This is a genomic window from Mesorhizobium sp. YM1C-6-2 (assembly GCF_003666685.1).
Taxonomy (GTDB): Bacteria; Pseudomonadota; Alphaproteobacteria; order Rhizobiales; family Rhizobiaceae; genus Mesorhizobium_K.
The window spans coordinates 110409-125007 of the sequence record NZ_RCIZ01000001.1 but is presented as its reverse complement, the minus strand read 5'-3'; the positions used below and the strand labels follow the sequence as shown (position 1 = coordinate 125007).

Here is a 14599-nt window from a genome sequence, read left to right as displayed (position 1 = left end):
ATTGTTGCAGATCGATTCCTGTCAGTGCATATGAAAGGGATAAATCATTCATCGGGGTGAAATCAGCCCTGTAGGGAGCGAGGGGCGATGGCGAGCACCGGGGTAATCGGCAAGGGCAAGAAGCCGCGTGAGAAAGCGGCTGCGGCCGAAGGCGTGAAATCGTTCCGCCAGGCGGTCGCCGAGATCCACGCCATACGCCCGCCGCTGACGCAGAACCCGCACGCGGTGCGCGACTCCAAGGAGAAGGTGCTGGAAGTCGCGATCGGCCGCGAGGTGCGCGCCTTCCGCAAGAAGCTCGGCATCACGGTCGCCGACCTCGCCCAGGCGACGAGCCTGTCGCTCGGCATGCTGTCGAAGATCGAGAATGGCATCACCTCGCCTTCGCTGACCACGCTGCAGGCGTTGTCCAGGGCGCTCGGCGTGCCGGTGACGGCCTTCTTCCGCCGCTTCGAGGAGGAGCGCAGCGCGGTCTTCGTCAAGGCCGGCGAGGGGCTGGAGATCGAGCGGCGCGGCACCCGCGCCGGCCACCAGTACAATCTGCTCGGCCATGTCGACGCCAACACGTCGGGCGTCGTGGTCGAGCCCTATCTCATCACCTTGTCGCAGAACTCCGACGTGTTCCCGACTTTCCAGCACGAGGGCATGGAGTTCCTCTACATGCTGGAGGGCGAGGTGGTTTATCGCCACGGCTCGCACCTCTTCCGCATGCTGCCGGGCGACAGCCTGTTCTTCGACGCCGACGCCCCGCACGGGCCGGAGGAACTGACGAAACTGCCCATCCGCTACCTGTCCATCATCTCCTATCCGCAGCGCCACCAGGGCGATTGAGGGGCGCGCTCCTCGAGGACGGGTCGAGCCCGAAAGTGGGCAAGATTGTCTTTGCGGGCGGGAACCGGTAGCAACGGGGCTGGATCGTCACCATTTTCCAGGCTGACGATCATCGGACGATGGAAGTGGACCCATGGCTGCCCGCGAAGCGCTGACCCGGAACCAGATCTGCGTTCTCGAAAGGCTGGAGGCTTCGGCCGGCCCGCTCAGCGCCTACACGCTGCTCGATCAGTTGCGCGAGCAAGGGTTCCGCGCGCCGCTGCAGGTCTACCGGGCGCTCGACACGCTGATCAAGGGCGGCTTCGTGCACAGGCTGGAGAGCCTCAACGCCTTCGTCGCCTGCGCCGAGCCGCATGACCACAGTCACGACATGACCGCCTTCGCCATCTGCGACCGCTGCGGGCAGGTGGTGGAGATGTCCGACCACGAGGTCGGCGAGCAGCTCGACCACTGGGTGCGGTCGACCGGCTTTGCCGCGAAGAAGGCGGTGATCGAGTTCCGCGGCACCTGCGCCAGGTGCCTGGCGGAGGCCGCGTAGCCGAAACCGTCCCTGCTATCGAGCGGTCGACCAGCCGAACCAGATCGCGACGCAGGCAAGCAGCGCCGAGAGCAGGCGACGCGCGATCTTCTCGCGGCGGGGATCGTTGAGGAACGGCTCCAGCGCGCCGGCAAGCACGACGATCGCCGCGTGGATGAGCGTCGCGACCAGCACATAGATGACGGTGAGCGAGACGGTCTGCGGCAGCACCGGCCGCGCCGTGTCGATGAAGGTCGGCAGCACCGCGATATAGAAGACGGCGGCCTTGGGATTGAGCAGGTTGGTGACGAGGCCGCGCATGAAATAGCGACTGCGCGACTGTGCCTCGCTGGCGACGACGTCGGTGCCGCCAGTCCAGCCTTCCCAGGCAAGGAAGAGCAGGAAGAGCACACCGGCCCAGCGCAGGCCGTCATAGAGCAGGTGTGACGACTGGACGAGCTCGGCGACGCCGAAGGCGGCGATGACGCCGATGACAGCGAGCCCGAGCGCCACGCCGGCGACGGTGGCGAAGCCTGCGCGCCTGCCGTCCTGCGCCGAAACCAGCGCCAGATAGGTCATGTTCGGGCCGGGCGTCAGCTCGATGATCACAGAGGTGAGCGCGAAGGAGAGCAGGCTCGACGAGGCAGCAGCCGATGCGAGAATTTCCATTCGGCTTTCACCCGTTGCGGTTAGTGCGCCTCGTCCCAATTGTCGGCGGCGCGGGCGTCGACGGCTAGCGGCACCTTCAGCGCCACCGCCGGCATGGCCGACCCCTCCATGACCGTCTTGATGACGGGCAGCGTTGCGGCGACCTCTTCCTCGGCGACTTCGAAGATCAGTTCGTCATGCACCTGCAGGAGCATGCGCGCCGACAGCTTCTCCTTGGCGAGCGCATCTTCCATGCGGATCATGGCCCGGCGGATGATGTCGGCCGCGGAACCCTGGATCGGCGCGTTGATCGAGGCGCGCTCGTTGAAGGAGCGGATCGACGGATTGGAAGCGCGGATCTCCGGATAGTGGATGCGGCGGCCGAAGATGGTCTCCACATAACCCTTGTCGCGCGCCATCTGCTTGCGGCTGTCCATGTAATCGCGGATGCCGGGGAAGCGCTCGAAATATTTCTTGATGTAGTCGCCGGCCTCCGAGCGCTCGATGGAGAGCTGGTTGGCGAGGCCGAAGGCCGAGATGCCGTAGATGATGCCGAAATTGATCGCCTTGGCGCGCCGGCGCACCTCCGATGGCATGCCCTCGACCGGCACGCCGAACATCTCGGATGCGGTCATGGCGTGGATGTCGACGCCGTCCTCGAAGGCCTGGCGGAGCTGCGGTATGTCGGCGATGTGGGCGAGCACGCGCAGCTCGATCTGGCTGTAGTCGGCCGAGACCAGCTTGTTGCCGGGGTCGGCGATGAAGGCGGTGCGGATGCGCCGGCCCTCGGCGGTGCGGATCGGAATGTTCTGCAGGTTGGGTTCGGACGACGAGATGCGGCCGGTCGGCGTCGAGGCCAGCGCATAGGACGTGTGCAGGCGCTTCGTCTCCGGATTGATGTATTCCGGCAGCGCGTCGGTATAGGTCGACTTCAGCTTGGTGAGCTGGCGCCAGTCGACGATGCGGCGCGGCAGCTCGTAGCCTTCGGCGGCGAGTTCCTCGAGACGCTGCGCGGTGGTCGACCACTGGCCGGATTTGGTCTTGGCGCCGCCCGGCACCCCCATCTTGCCGAACAATATGTCGCCGAGCTGTTTCGGCGAGCCGATGGTGAAGCGTTCGCCGGCGGCGGCGTAGACGTCTTCCTCGAGCGCGGCGGCGCGTTGCGCGAACTCGCCCGACAGCCGGCTGAGCATCTGCCGGTCGACCGAGATGCCGCGTTCCTCCATGCGGGCCAGCACCGGCACCAGCGGCCGCTCCAGCCGCTCGTAGACGGAGACCAGCCCGTCGGCGACGAGCTTCGGCTTCAATATCTGCCAGAGGCGCAGCGCGATGTCGGCGCCCTCGGTGGCGTAGGTGGTCGCACGCTCGATCTCGACGAGGTCGAAGGGGATCAGGTTCCTGCCCGATCCGACGACATCCTTGAAGGGGATCATCGCATGGCCGAGCCAGCGCTCGGCCAGCGCATTGATGTCCTGCGAGCCGGTGTTGGCGCCGATCGCGTAGGAGATCAGCATCGTGTCGTCGAAGGGAGCGACGTCGATGCCCTTCCGGTGCATGGTCAGCCAGTCATATTTGATGTTGTGGCCGATCTTGAGGACGGAGCGGTCGGCAAGCAGCGGCTCAAGCGCTGTGAGCGCCTCGTCGACCGACATCTGGTCGTCGGCGCGCCCGCCACCCAGGAGGTCCTCCGCGCTGGAGCGGTGGCCGACCGGGATGTAGGCCGCCTTTCCGGGCTTGACGGCAAGCGCGAAGCCGACCGGCTCGGCCTGCATGGGATCGAGCGAGGTGGTCTCGGTGCGGAAGGCGACGATGCCCGTTTCGCGTGCCTCGGCGATCCAGGCTTCGAGCTCGGCGCGATGGCGGATGCAGGCATAACGCTTGTGGTCGATCTTGACGCCCGCCGCGGCCTGTGCCCGCGCGCCGGCGAGCTGGGTCGGCGTGCTGACCTTGCCGTTGGTGACGGGCGCGCTGGCCGGCGCGGCGTCCGCATCCTCGGCAGCCGCTTCCGCCCGCGGCGCCCCGGCGCCGACGTCGGGGCCGTGCACATCGGTCAGGTCGACGACGACAGGGGCCGGCGCGACCTCGGCCGCATCGGTGCCGGTCGCCTCGGCGACGCGCCGCGTCAGCGTCGAGAACTCCATCGTCTTCAGGAAGGCGATCAGCTTGGGGCCGTCCGGCTGCTGCAGCACCAGCTCGTCGAGCCCTTCGGTCATCGGCACGTCGTTCTTCAGCCTGACCAGCTCGCGCGAGATGCGCGCCTTGTCGGCATTGTCGATGATCGTCTGCCGGCGCTTCTCCTGCTTGATCTCTCCGGCGCGGGCGAGCAGCGTGTCGAGATCGCCGAACTGTTCGAGAAGCTGCGCGGCGGTCTTCTGGCCGATGCCGGGGACGCCGGGCACGTTGTCGACGGAATCGCCCATCATCGCCTGTAGGTCGATCATCTTCTCGGGCGGCACGCCCCATTTCTCGATGACCTCGGGAACGCCGATCTGGCGGTCCTTCATCGGGTCGTACATCGAGACGGTGGGACCGACGAGCTGCATCAGGTCCTTGTCGGAGGAGATGATGGTGGTGTCGGCGCCGGCCTCATTGGCGAGCCTGGCATAGGTGGCGATGATGTCGTCGGCCTCGAAGCCCTCCATCTCGATGCAGGGCAGGTTGAACGCCCGCGTCGCCTCGCGGATGAGTCCGAACTGCGGGATCAGGTCGTCGGGCGGCGCCGAGCGGTTGGCCTTGTAGTCGGCGTAGAGTTCGTTGCGGAAGGTTTTCGACGAATAGTCGAAAATGACCGCGAAATGGGTCGGCGTCACCCCGACATCGGTGTTGCGGGCGTCCTGCATCAGCTTCCACACCATGTTGCAGAAGCCGAGCACCGCGCTGGTCGGCAGCCCGTCCGATTTGCGGTTGAGGGGCGGCAGCGCGTGGTAGGCGCGGAAGATGTAGCCGGAACCGTCGACGAGGAAGAGATGGTCGCCATTTTTCATGGGCGAAGCCGTAGCGCGGGCTCATCACAGTGTCCACCGCAAAGGCGCGGCGCGGGAATCTCTCCTGACGGTCAAACCCAAGCGGGGCAAGGCCTCACGGGTTTGTTACGCAACTGTAATGTTCGTGCCCTTGAATCGCCACGTTCCCCTCTCCAAATACGGTGCATCGGCGTTTTTGCCGAAGTCCGGAGTATGGCCCGTCCCCCGCCTAGACCGGACACAATGCGGCAGCCTCATCCCCCTCTCCGGGCTGCTGCGATTTGTAGTAAGGCCGCCGTGGTTGTCCCCTCCGCCACGGCGGCATTTTTATGTCTGGGGTCCGACGGCCTTATTCAAGCGCTCATTTCGCCCCATATCCCTGTCCAGAAGCAATCCGAAGAAAGGCGAGCCTTGAAAAGGGTCAAGAAAAGAGCGCTGCTTCTCGTCAATCCGAAGGCGCGCCGGGGCGGCGAGGCAATCGATGCGGTCGTCGGGCGGCTGCACAGGGGCGGCCTCGACGTCACCATCGAGCCGTTCGAGGCGCTTCCCGAGATCGCCCGCGACATCGTCAGGCTGCGCGAGAGCGCCGATCTCATCATCCTGTGCGGCGGCGACGGCACCATCGCATCGGGCGCGCTGGCGGTCGAGGAATGCGGCCTGCCGCTCGGCATCATCCCGATGGGCACCGCCAACGACCTTGCCCGCACGCTCGGCATCCCGATGGATCTCAGCCAGGCCGCGGACGTGATCCTGGCCGGCAACACCCGCAAGATCGACCTCGGCTCCGTCAACGGCTACGCCTTCTTCAACGTGGCGAGCATCGGGCTCAGCGCCGAACTGGCGCAGGGCCTGGACCCGACGCTGAAGAAGCGTTTCGGCCGCTTCGGCTACGCGCTCGCCGCGGCGAAGGTGCTGACGAAAGCGCGTCCGTTCACCGCGACGATACGGGAGAAGGGGAGCGTCAGCACGGTGAAGACGTTCCAGATCGCCGTCGGCAACGGCCGCCACTATGGCGGCGGCAACGTGATCGAGGCGAACGCCGAGATCGATGACGGCCATCTCGACCTCTACAGCCTGGAAATGAACCGGGTGTGGAAGCTCGCCGGCATGCTGCGTTCCTTCCGGAGCGGCACGCATGGCGCGTGGAAGGAGGTGCGCACCGCCAAGAGCGACGAGTTCGAGATCGAGACCAAGCGGCCGATGCCGATCAACACCGACGGCGAGATCGTCACCTCGACGCCGGCGAAGTTCCTGGTCCATCCCGAGGCGATAACGGTGCTTGCGCCGCCGGCATCGCGCGTCGACCAGCCGCAGGCGGTCAGGGCAGCCGCCTGAACGCGTCGCCGGGCGCGGTTTCCTTCCCGGCGGGCTTGTTGTAGGACGGCTGGCAGCCCGTACAGGAACCCCGAATGCCCGTGCTTTCCCCCGTTCTCGACCATATCGACAAGCATCTCGACGACAGCCTGGAGCGCCTGTTCTCGCTGCTCCGGATCCAGTCGATCTCGACCGACCCGGCCTATGCCGTGGAGTGCCGCAAGGCCGCCGAATGGCTGGTCAACGACCTCGCCACGATCGGCTTCGAGGCCAGCGTGCGGCAGACGCCGGGCCACCCGATGGTGGTTGCGCATCACCCCGGCCCGCGTCCCGACAGCCCGCATGTCCTCTTCTACGGCCACTACGACGTGCAGCCGGTCGATCCGGTCGAGCTCTGGGAAACCGCGCCGTTCCTGCCCGAGGTCAAGGAGATCGAGCCGGGCCGCAAGGTGATCACCGGCCGCGGCTCCTCCGACGACAAGGGACAGCTGATGCTGTTCGTCGAGGCCTGCCGGGCATGGAAGGCCGAGCACGGGCAACTGCCCTGCCGCGTCAGCATCCTGTTCGAGGGCGAGGAGGAGAGCGGATCGCCTTCGCTGAAGCCTTTCCTCGAGGCCAACAAGGAAGAACTCACGGCCGATTTCGCGCTGGTGTGCGACACCGACATGTTCGACCCCGAGACGCCTTCGATCTGCGCCTCGCTGCGCGGGCTGGTCGGCGAGGAGATCACCATCAAGGCGGCGAACCGCGACCTGCATTCGGGCATGTATGGCGGGCCGGCAGCCAATCCGATCCGGGTTCTCGCCGCCATACTGGCGGACGTGCACGACGAGAACGGCCGCGTCACCATCCCGGGCTTCTACGACGGCGTCGAGGAGACGCCGAGCCAGGTGCTGAAGTCGTGGGAGACGCTCGGCACGACCGCGGAAAACTTCCTCGGCCCGATAGGCCTCTCAGAGCCGGCAGGCGAGGAAGGCCGCTCCGTGTTGGAGATGGTGTGGGCGCGGCCGACCGCCGAGTTCAACGGCATTTCCGGCGGCTACACCGGCAAGGGCTTCAAGACGGTGATCGCGGCGGAAGCCCAGGCAAAGGTGTCGTTCCGCCTGGTGCACAAGCAGGACCCCGCGAAGATCCGCGAGGCGTTCCGCAAGTTCGTGCGCGAGCGGCTGCCCAAGGATTGCACGGTCGAGTTCCACCCGCATGGCGGCTCGCCGGCGATCCAGCTTTCCTACGACTCGCCTTTCCTCGCCAAGGCGAAGGCGGCGCTCTCCGACGAGTGGCCGAAGCCGGCGGTGATGGTGGGCAGCGGCGGCTCGATCCCGATCGTCGGCGACTTCCGCACCTATCTCGGCATGGAATCGCTATTGGTCGGCTTCGCACTCTCCGACGACCGCATCCACTCGCCGAACGAGAAATACGACCTCAACTCCTTCCACCGGGGGCAGCGCTCCTGGGCGCGCATTCTCGACGCCCTGTCCCGCTAGCTTCACTCCAGGGTTAACCAGATGACCGACATCCGCTTCCACAAGCACGACCTTCCCGACCTCTCCCGATACGCCGTTCCGGCGGTCGCCATCGACACCGAGACGCTGGGCCTCAACCCGCACCGCGACCGGCTCTGCGTGGTGCAGATCTCGCCGGGCGATGGAACGGCGGACGTCATCCAGATCGCGCCCGGACAGCGGGAGGCGCCGAACCTCGTCCGTCTGCTCAGAGACAGCTCGATCACCAAGATCTTCCACTACGGGCGCTTCGACATCGCGGTGCTCTACCATGCGCTCGGCGCCATGGCGGAGCCGGTGTTCTGCACCAAGATCGCGTCGCGGCTGACGCGTACCTATACGGACCGGCATGGGCTGAAGGACATCTGCTCCGAACTGCTCGGCGTCACCCTGTCCAAGCAGCAGCAGTCGTCCGACTGGGCGGCCGAGACGCTGACGCCCGAACAGCTCGAATATGCGGCATCCGACGTGCTCTATCTGCACCGGCTGCGCGAGGCGCTCTCGGCACGGCTGGCGCGGGAAAACCGCACGAGCGAGGCGGAGGCGTGCTTCCGCTTCCTGCCGACGCGGGCGAAGCTCGACCTGATGGGCTGGCCGGAAGAAGACATCTTCGCCCATAGCTGAGCGCGGGCCCAGCGGCTCGATCGGCGCTCAGTTCGCGGCCCGTCGCTCCGCCGGCTTGCGCTTTTGCGGCGGCGGCAGCGCGATAGGCGGTCCCTCCGGCTGTTCCGGCGGCTCTCTGGTCCACCAGCGATAGAGGGCGTAGCCGGCGAGGAGGAGCAGTATGCGTTTCATTGGGGTTCCCCGGATTCGAGCGTCTGCGGCCACAATCCGCGTCGGCGCGGATCGTTCCGCAGAAGGCGAAACCAATTCGCCGCTGGGACATTTAGAGCGGCTGGCCTATGTTGGGCCGAGCAGGAGGACTTGATGGCCGAGCCGAAACCGATGGAAACCGCGCCCCGCGACGGGCGCAAGATCACGGTGCTGTGGACCGACCGCGACGGGCAGGAAAACGAGAGCATCGCGCAGTACCGCGCACCCGAGCGCCTGAAGCAGGCGGGCGGCGACTGGGACGAAAGCGACGCCGGCTGGTGGGCCTATGTCGACAGCGATACCCAGAAGCGCATCGAGCCGCATGGCTGGAAACCGGCCGACAGCGGCGACGAGGACGAATAGAGCCTGGTTCGTCGAACGGGATAGGGCGGCGTCCACAACCCTTGTCTCGTCGGATTCGCGTTTTCCGGGTATGGTGATTCGCATGCGTGACCGATTCGCGCGCCGTGCCGTTTCGACGTTGCGCTCCCAACTGGAGGGGAATTGTCATGGGCATTGAAAGTCTTATCGTCTTCCTCATCGTCGGCGCGATCGCCGGCTGGCTCGCCGGCCTGATCGTCAAAGGCTTTGGATTCGGACTGCTCGGCAACATCGTCGTCGGTATCGTCGGCGCCTTGATCGCCGGCTGGCTGCTGCCGCGCATCGGTCTCGTCATCGGCGGCGGCATCATTGCCGACATCATCAATGCGGTCATCGGCGCGGTCATCCTTCTCTTGATCATCCGGCTCGTGAAGCGGGCCTGACCTCAGCCGAGGCTGACACTGACAACAACAAGGGCGGCGCCGATGAGAACGAATTCGCTTTATCTGATCATCGGCGCGCTCATCGTGGTGGTGGTCGCGCTCGGCATCTATGTCTGGCGCGAGGAATCCAAGCCTTCCGGCGTCGAGCTGAGGATCGACGAATCCGGCATTTCAGTCGAAGAGAACTGAGATCCGGGCAGGCCTGCGGCGGCCGTGCGGTCAGGCCGCACTTAACCCCACCTTAAATTGCCGCATTTAGCTTCCAACCGAAGCCAGCTTCGGGATTGGACCAGCATACTTCATGGCGAAAAGAACCGACCGGCGCATCGAGCCGACATTCGACGGGCCGGCGAAAGGCAAGACCGCACGCGGTCTGTCCGTCAGCGAGGAGGACCGCGTCGTGCCGGCCCAGCGCTCGAAAAAAACAGCCAGGAAGACGGCAAGCGGCTCGCGCTCGCGCGGCAGCAAGGCCAAGCCGCGGCGCGGCAGCCTTCTCGGCCGCTTCGGCAGGCTTTTCTACTGGGCCTTTGTTCTGATGATCTGGGGCGGCATCGCGGCTGCCGGCGTCGTCGTCTATTACGGCGCCAAGATGCCGGCGGCGACGACATGGTCCATTCCGGACCGCTCGCCCAACATCAAGATCGTCTCGGTCGACGGCAGGCTGCTCGCCAACCGCGGCATGACCGGCGGCGAGGCGATCGGGCTGCACGAGATGTCGCCCTACATCCCGCAAGCGGTGATGGCGATCGAGGACCGCCGTTTCTATTCGCATTTCGGCGTCGACCCGATCGGGTTCGCGCGCGCTATGGTCACCAACCTGACCAGCGGGCACTTCTCGCAGGGCGGCTCGACGCTGACGCAGCAGCTGGCGAAGAACCTCTTCCTGAAGCCGGACCGGACCATCGAGCGCAAGGTGCAGGAAGTGCTGCTCGCCTTCTGGCTGGAGCACGAGCACTCCAAGGACCAGATCCTCGAAATGTACCTCAACCGGGTCTATTTCGGCTCGGGCGCCTATGGCGTCGAGGCGGCGTCGCGGCGCTATTTCGGAAAGTCCGCGCGCGACGTGACGCTGTCGGAGGCGGCGCTGCTCGCCGGCCTCCTGAAGGCGCCGTCCAGGCTTTCGCCGGCACGCGATCCGAAGGCGGCCGAGGAGCGCGCGCAGCTCGTGCTCGCCGCCATGCGCGACGAGAAGATGATCGGCGACAAGGAGCTGACCACCGCGATGAGCGCGCCGGCGACGCGCGCGCCCGCGTACTGGACCGGCTCCGAGAACTATGTCGCCGACCGCGTCATGGAAGAGCTGCCCGGCCTGATGGGCGAGGTCAGGACAGACATCATCGTCGACACGACCGTCGATCTCGACCTGCAGGAACTGGCCGAAAAATCGATCCGGCGGCTGGTCGACGAGAACAGCAAGACGCTGAATGTCAGCCAAGGCGCTCTGGTCTCGATCGACAATTCGGGCGCCGTGCGCGCGATGGTCGGCGGCTACGATTACGCCAACAGCCAGTTCGACCGCGCCTCGGAAGCGCGCCGGCAGCCGGGCTCGGCCTTCAAGCCTTTCGTCTTCATGGCCGCGCTGGAGCAGGGCCGGACGCCGGACAGCGTCCGGAACGACGCGCCGATCCGGATCGGCAAGTGGACGCCGGAGAACTACAACGGCAAGTATTTCGGCAAGGTGACGCTGGCGACCGCGCTGGCGAAATCGCTGAACTCGGTGGCGGCGCAACTCACCATGGAGGTCGGGCCGGAGGCCGTGGTCGAGGCGGCGCACCGCATGGGCATCGAGTCCACGCTGCAGGCCAACACCTCGATCGCGCTCGGCACCTCGGAGGTGACCCCGCTCGAGTTGACGGCGGCCTATGTGCCCTTCGCCAATGGCGGCTACCGGCCGGACGTGCATTTCGTGCGACGCATCACCACCACCGAGGGTGAGGTCCTCTACGAGTTCACCGGCGGCAACAATCCGCGCGTCGTGCGCTCCGAGGTGGTCGGCATGATGAACGCCATGATGACCGGCACGGTGGAGACCGGCACCGCGAGGAAGGCTGCCTTCGCCTGGCCGTCGGCGGGCAAGACCGGCACCAGCCAGAAATCGCGCGATGCGTGGTTCATAGGCTACACGGCGAACCTGACCACCGGCGTCTGGTTCGGCAATGACGACGGCGCGCCGATGAAGAAGGTGACCGGCGGCGCCCTGCCGGCGCAGGCCTGGCACGAGTTCATGGTGGCTGCCCATGAAGGCGTGCCGGTGGCGCAACTGCCGGGGAACTGGCGTTCTGGGGACGGCGGCGAGATCGTGGCGACACCGGACGTGCCGCTGGCGCAGGAGCCGGTGCAAAGAGCGCCCGCCTCGCAGCGGATCGAAAGCGCAGGCTATGAGGCCGAGCCGCAGTTCGAGGAGCCGCCGACCTCCTCGATCCGCCGCATCGTGCCGCCCGGCGATGTCGGCGCGCCGGCGCCGCGCCGGACGAACTCGATCCTCGATATCCTGACCGGCGGCTGAGTCGCCGCTCAGGCGGCTGAGGGCTCCGGCGCTCCCGGCATGTCCGGCTGCTCGTCCGGCAGGGCCGGCTTCGGCCTGCCGCCAAGCACTTCCTCGACGATGCCGCGCGCGATCTCCCGCTCGCTCAGGATCACGGTGTTGGCGCCGAGCCCGGTCAGGTGGTCGCCTTCCGCCTCGGATTGCGCGCGCGCGACGATGTCGATCGCTGGATTGGCGGCGCGTGCGCGCAGGATGATCTGGCCGGCCTCGAAGGCGTTGGGGATGGCGATGATCAGCCGGCGCGCGCCGGCTGCATTGGCGGCGGCGAAGACTTCGGCATTGGCGGCGTTGCCGGTGACGGTCTCGATGTCGTCCTCGCGCAGCTTGGCGATCGTCTTCAGGGCGTCCTCGATGACCAGGAAGGGCAGGCCGTGCTGCTTGAGCGCCTGGCCGACGAGGTTGCCGACCCTGCCATAGCCGATGAGGATCGTGTGGCCGCTGAGCTTGGTCGGCGGCGGCGGGCCGTCCTCCTGCGGGCTGGCTTCGGCGGGGGCGGGAGCCGCGGCGACGGCGCCGATTTCCGTGGCCGGCCCGAGCGGCTTTGGCTCGGTGGGCTGTACGGCCGCGCCGAGGCGCTTTTCAAGCCACGGCCTCAGCCTGTCGACGCCGGCGAAGACCAGCGGGTTGAACACGATCGACAATATCGCGCCGGCGAGGATCAGGTCGCGGCCTTCTTCCGGCAGGAGATTGAGCCCTACGCCGAGCTCGGCGAGGATGAAGGAGAATTCGCCGATCTGCGCGAGGCTCGCGGAGATCGTCAGCGCGGTCCCCACCGGGTGACGGAACGCGATGACGATCAGGAAGGCGGCGACCGATTTGCCGACCAGGATGATGAAGAGCGTGGCGAGGGTCGACCAAGGATGTTCGGCCAGGCTGGCCGGGTCGAACAGCATGCCGACCGAAACGAAGAACAGCACCGAGAAGGCGTCGCGCAGCGGCAGCGATTCCTCCGCGGCGCGATGGCTGAGTTCGGACTCGCTCATGATCATGCCGGCGAAGAAGGCGCCGAGCGCCAGCGATACGCCAAAGAGATGCGATGCGCCGAAGGCGACGCCGAGCGCGATGGCGAGCACGGACAGGCGGAACAGCTCGCGCGAGCCGGTATGCGCGACGTAGTGCAGGATCCAGGGGATGATGCGCCGCCCGACGACCAGCATCAGGGCGACGAACGCCGCCACCTTGGCCAGCGTGACGCCAAGCACGCCCCAGACGCCGAGATTGGCGGGCAGGGCGAAGACGGCGACGCCGCTGGCCGTCGCATCCTCGCTCACGCCGCCGAGCGCGCCGGCCAGTGCCGGCAGCAGGACCAGCGCCAGCACCATGGCGAGATCCTCGACGATGAGCCAGCCGACCGCGATGCGTCCGCGCTCGGTCTCGATCAGCCGGCGCTCCTGCAGCGCCCTGAGCAGCACGACGGTCGACGCGACCGAGAGCGCCAGGCCGAAGACGAGGCCGGCGCCGAGCTCCCAGCCGAGCGCCCATGACAGCGCGACGCCGAGCACGGTGGCGAAGGCGATCTGCACCACCGCGCCTGGCACCGCGATCGCGCGGACCGACAGCAAATCCTTCAGGGAGAAGTGCAGACCGACGCCGAACATCAGCAGGATGACGCCGATTTCGGCGAGTTCCACCGCCAGCGACTGATCGGCCACGAAGCCCGGCGTGTTCGGCCCGACGAGCACGCCGGCGATCAGATAGCCCACAAGCGGCGGGATGCGGAAGCGGTTCGCCAGCGCGCCGAAGATGAAGGCCAGTCCGAGGCCGGCGACTATGGTGGCGATCAAAGGGGTGGCGTGAGGCATCGTCTGGGAACGACCTTCAAAAAACGTCCGAAAGGAAAATGAAGCGACCCGGAGCCCGCCGGATCACTATGAGTGACGCCGGGGGCGCTGCGCAACCGGCACGAACGCAATTTCTTCGAGTGCCGGGCTGGTGGCGGAGGATTTTGCCGCCGACGGGGGCGCGTCCACGCCTGTGCCTTGCCGATGGCCTGCCGGGAGCGGTGTCGCCGGAGTACGGCGAAACCGGACAGGCTTCCTCAGGCGGCGAGCAGAAGCTTTTCGATGTCGAAGACGGCGTGGTTGGTGAGCGTCTTGGGGATTTCGCCGACGATTCTGTTCGATACTTCCTGATGCACCTTCTTGCGCAGTTCGCCGAGAACCAGCGGCGGCGCGATCAGCACGATCTCCTTGAAGTCGCCGCGATGTGCCATCTCGTAAAGCCGCTCCGCGATTTCGTCGGCGAAACGAACCTTGCCGACCTTGTGCCAGTCGGTGTCGGCGACGGCGCTGCGATGCGCCGAGGGGCCGTCGCTGAGGCGGCCGGGCCGGTCAGTGCCCTGCTCGCGCGTCGGCGGATTGTCCTGCTCGATCTCGCGCACGACCTGGAAGTTCGGATAAGCCGTGTCGCCCTCGTTCTTCAGGAACAACGCCTTCTCCCCGTCCGCCACCATAAGCCAAAGTCCAGTCTTGAGGGCGATGCGATCCATGATGCGTCTCCTGTTGCGGGGTGCAAAGTTTGAACGCTGTCCGCCTGCCGATGTTCCCGGCAGTGACTCCGGCCCTCGGAATTGGGCTCGAAACCGCCGCCGGAAATTTTTTCCCTTCGCCGGAAGCTTCGCGCAAAACCGATTGCGCGGCTGTCGACGCCAAGCGACTGCGTTTCTTTGGGTTTCAGGCGCTTGCCGGTAAAAAAGCAGGCTAATT

The 14599-nt window shown here is 66.5% G+C and carries 15 protein-coding genes; 10 read left to right on the top strand and 5 right to left on the bottom strand.

The features are described from left to right. Window positions 1-87 precede the first annotated feature (87 nt). Window positions 88-828, top strand: coding sequence for an XRE family transcriptional regulator (locus D8676_RS00590; protein ID WP_121578902.1), 741 nt, complete (start codon window positions 88-90; stop codon window positions 826-828). Window positions 829-961: 133 nt separating this feature from the next. Beyond that, window positions 962-1366, top strand: coding sequence for a Fur family transcriptional regulator (locus D8676_RS00585; protein ID WP_121578901.1), 405 nt, complete (start codon window positions 962-964; stop codon window positions 1364-1366). 15 nt (window positions 1367-1381) lie between these two features. Here D8676_RS00585 and D8676_RS00580 read toward each other — a convergent pair whose 3' ends face one another. Further along, window positions 1382-2014, bottom strand: coding sequence for a LysE family translocator (locus D8676_RS00580; protein ID WP_121578900.1), 633 nt, complete (start codon window positions 2012-2014; stop codon window positions 1382-1384). 20 nt (window positions 2015-2034) lie between these two features. After that, entirely contained in the window at window positions 2035-4977 is a 2943-nt protein-coding gene (polA, locus tag D8676_RS00575) for a DNA polymerase I (RefSeq protein ID WP_121578899.1), read from the bottom strand. Between the two features lie 390 nt (window positions 4978-5367). Between polA and D8676_RS00570 the strand changes: the two genes are divergently transcribed. The 3 genes from D8676_RS00570 to D8676_RS00560 all read left to right on the top strand — a co-directional run bounded on the left by D8676_RS00570 (window position 5368) and on the right by D8676_RS00560 (window position 8396). Then, window positions 5368-6291, top strand: coding sequence for a lipid kinase (locus D8676_RS00570; protein ID WP_245426504.1), 924 nt, complete (start codon window positions 5368-5370; stop codon window positions 6289-6291). 74 nt (window positions 6292-6365) lie between these two features. Beyond that, window positions 6366-7754, top strand: coding sequence for a M20/M25/M40 family metallo-hydrolase (locus tag D8676_RS00565; RefSeq protein ID WP_121578897.1), 1389 nt, complete (start codon window positions 6366-6368; stop codon window positions 7752-7754). 21 nt (window positions 7755-7775) lie between these two features. Continuing rightward, window positions 7776-8396 (top strand): ribonuclease D, encoded by a 621-nt coding sequence (locus tag D8676_RS00560; RefSeq protein ID WP_121578896.1) that lies wholly within the window; start codon window positions 7776-7778, stop codon window positions 8394-8396. Between the two features lie 27 nt (window positions 8397-8423). On the opposite strand, the gene D8676_RS27155 is transcribed toward D8676_RS00560, so the two are convergent. After that, window positions 8424-8567, bottom strand: a complete 144-nt coding sequence (locus tag D8676_RS27155; protein ID WP_183096909.1) for a hypothetical protein — start codon at window positions 8565-8567, stop codon at window positions 8424-8426. 132 nt (window positions 8568-8699) lie between these two features. On the opposite strand from D8676_RS27155, the gene D8676_RS00555 reads away from it, so the two are divergent. The 4 genes from D8676_RS00555 (at window position 8700) to D8676_RS00545 (ending at window position 11855) form a co-directional block, all read left to right on the top strand. Then, on the top strand, window positions 8700-8948 hold the full coding sequence (locus D8676_RS00555) for a hypothetical protein (protein ID WP_121578895.1): 249 nt from the start codon (window positions 8700-8702) through the stop codon (window positions 8946-8948). A gap of 146 nt (window positions 8949-9094) precedes the next feature. Further along, the gene (locus D8676_RS00550; protein WP_121578894.1) at window positions 9095-9349 is read left to right on the top strand and encodes a GlsB/YeaQ/YmgE family stress response membrane protein; all 255 of its coding nucleotides are present in this window, start codon (window positions 9095-9097) and stop codon (window positions 9347-9349) included. A gap of 42 nt (window positions 9350-9391) precedes the next feature. Continuing rightward, window positions 9392-9538 carry a hypothetical protein gene (locus D8676_RS27150; protein WP_183096908.1) on the top strand — a complete coding sequence of 49 codons (147 nt, stop codon included), beginning with the start codon at window positions 9392-9394 and terminating at the stop codon, window positions 9536-9538. A 112-nt stretch (window positions 9539-9650) separates the two neighbouring features. Continuing rightward, window positions 9651-11855: a transglycosylase domain-containing protein gene (locus tag D8676_RS00545; protein ID WP_121578893.1), complete on the top strand. Its 2205-nt coding sequence runs from the start codon at window positions 9651-9653 to the stop codon at window positions 11853-11855. An 8-nt stretch (window positions 11856-11863) separates the two neighbouring features. Here the strand turns inward: D8676_RS00545 and D8676_RS00540 are convergent, their stop codons facing one another. Together D8676_RS00540 and D8676_RS00535 are read right to left on the bottom strand one after the other, a co-directional pair. Further along, window positions 11864-13696 (bottom strand): cation:proton antiporter, encoded by a 1833-nt coding sequence (locus D8676_RS00540; RefSeq protein ID WP_121578892.1) that lies wholly within the window; start codon window positions 13694-13696, stop codon window positions 11864-11866. 236 nt (window positions 13697-13932) lie between these two features. After that, window positions 13933-14382, bottom strand: coding sequence for a host attachment family protein (locus D8676_RS00535; protein ID WP_121578891.1), 450 nt, complete (start codon window positions 14380-14382; stop codon window positions 13933-13935). A 29-nt stretch (window positions 14383-14411) separates the two neighbouring features. Here D8676_RS00535 and D8676_RS26945 point away from each other — a divergent pair, with 29 nt between their 5' ends. Further along, window positions 14412-14597, top strand: a complete 186-nt coding sequence (locus D8676_RS26945) for a hypothetical protein (protein WP_147448122.1) — start codon at window positions 14412-14414, stop codon at window positions 14595-14597. The last annotated feature ends 2 nt before the right edge of the window (window positions 14598-14599 follow it).

Excerpts from the sequence above, each read along its gene's own strand:
- D8676_RS00545 (WP_121578893.1), top strand. The coding sequence starts at position 9,651 with ATGGCGAAAAGAACCGACCGGCGCATCGAGCCGACATTCGACGGGCCG.
- D8676_RS00550 (WP_121578894.1), top strand. The coding sequence starts at position 9,095 with ATGGGCATTGAAAGTCTTATCGTCTTCCTCATCGTCGGCGCGATCGCC.
- D8676_RS27155 (WP_183096909.1), bottom strand. The coding sequence starts at position 8,567 with ATGAAACGCATACTGCTCCTCCTCGCCGGCTACGCCCTCTATCGCTGG.
- D8676_RS00580 (WP_121578900.1), bottom strand. The coding sequence starts at position 2,014 with ATGGAAATTCTCGCATCGGCTGCTGCCTCGTCGAGCCTGCTCTCCTTC.
- D8676_RS00590 (WP_121578902.1), top strand. The coding sequence starts at position 88 with ATGGCGAGCACCGGGGTAATCGGCAAGGGCAAGAAGCCGCGTGAGAAA.
- polA (WP_121578899.1), bottom strand. The coding sequence starts at position 4,977 with ATGAAAAATGGCGACCATCTCTTCCTCGTCGACGGTTCCGGCTACATC.
- D8676_RS00555 (WP_121578895.1), top strand. The coding sequence starts at position 8,700 with ATGGCCGAGCCGAAACCGATGGAAACCGCGCCCCGCGACGGGCGCAAG.
- D8676_RS00560 (WP_121578896.1), top strand. The coding sequence starts at position 7,776 with ATGACCGACATCCGCTTCCACAAGCACGACCTTCCCGACCTCTCCCGA.
- D8676_RS00540 (WP_121578892.1), bottom strand. The coding sequence starts at position 13,696 with ATGCCTCACGCCACCCCTTTGATCGCCACCATAGTCGCCGGCCTCGGA.
- D8676_RS27150 (WP_183096908.1), top strand. The coding sequence starts at position 9,392 with ATGAGAACGAATTCGCTTTATCTGATCATCGGCGCGCTCATCGTGGTG.
- D8676_RS00585 (WP_121578901.1), top strand. The coding sequence starts at position 962 with ATGGCTGCCCGCGAAGCGCTGACCCGGAACCAGATCTGCGTTCTCGAA.
- D8676_RS00565 (WP_121578897.1), top strand. The coding sequence starts at position 6,366 with ATGCCCGTGCTTTCCCCCGTTCTCGACCATATCGACAAGCATCTCGAC.
- D8676_RS00535 (WP_121578891.1), bottom strand. The coding sequence starts at position 14,382 with ATGGATCGCATCGCCCTCAAGACTGGACTTTGGCTTATGGTGGCGGAC.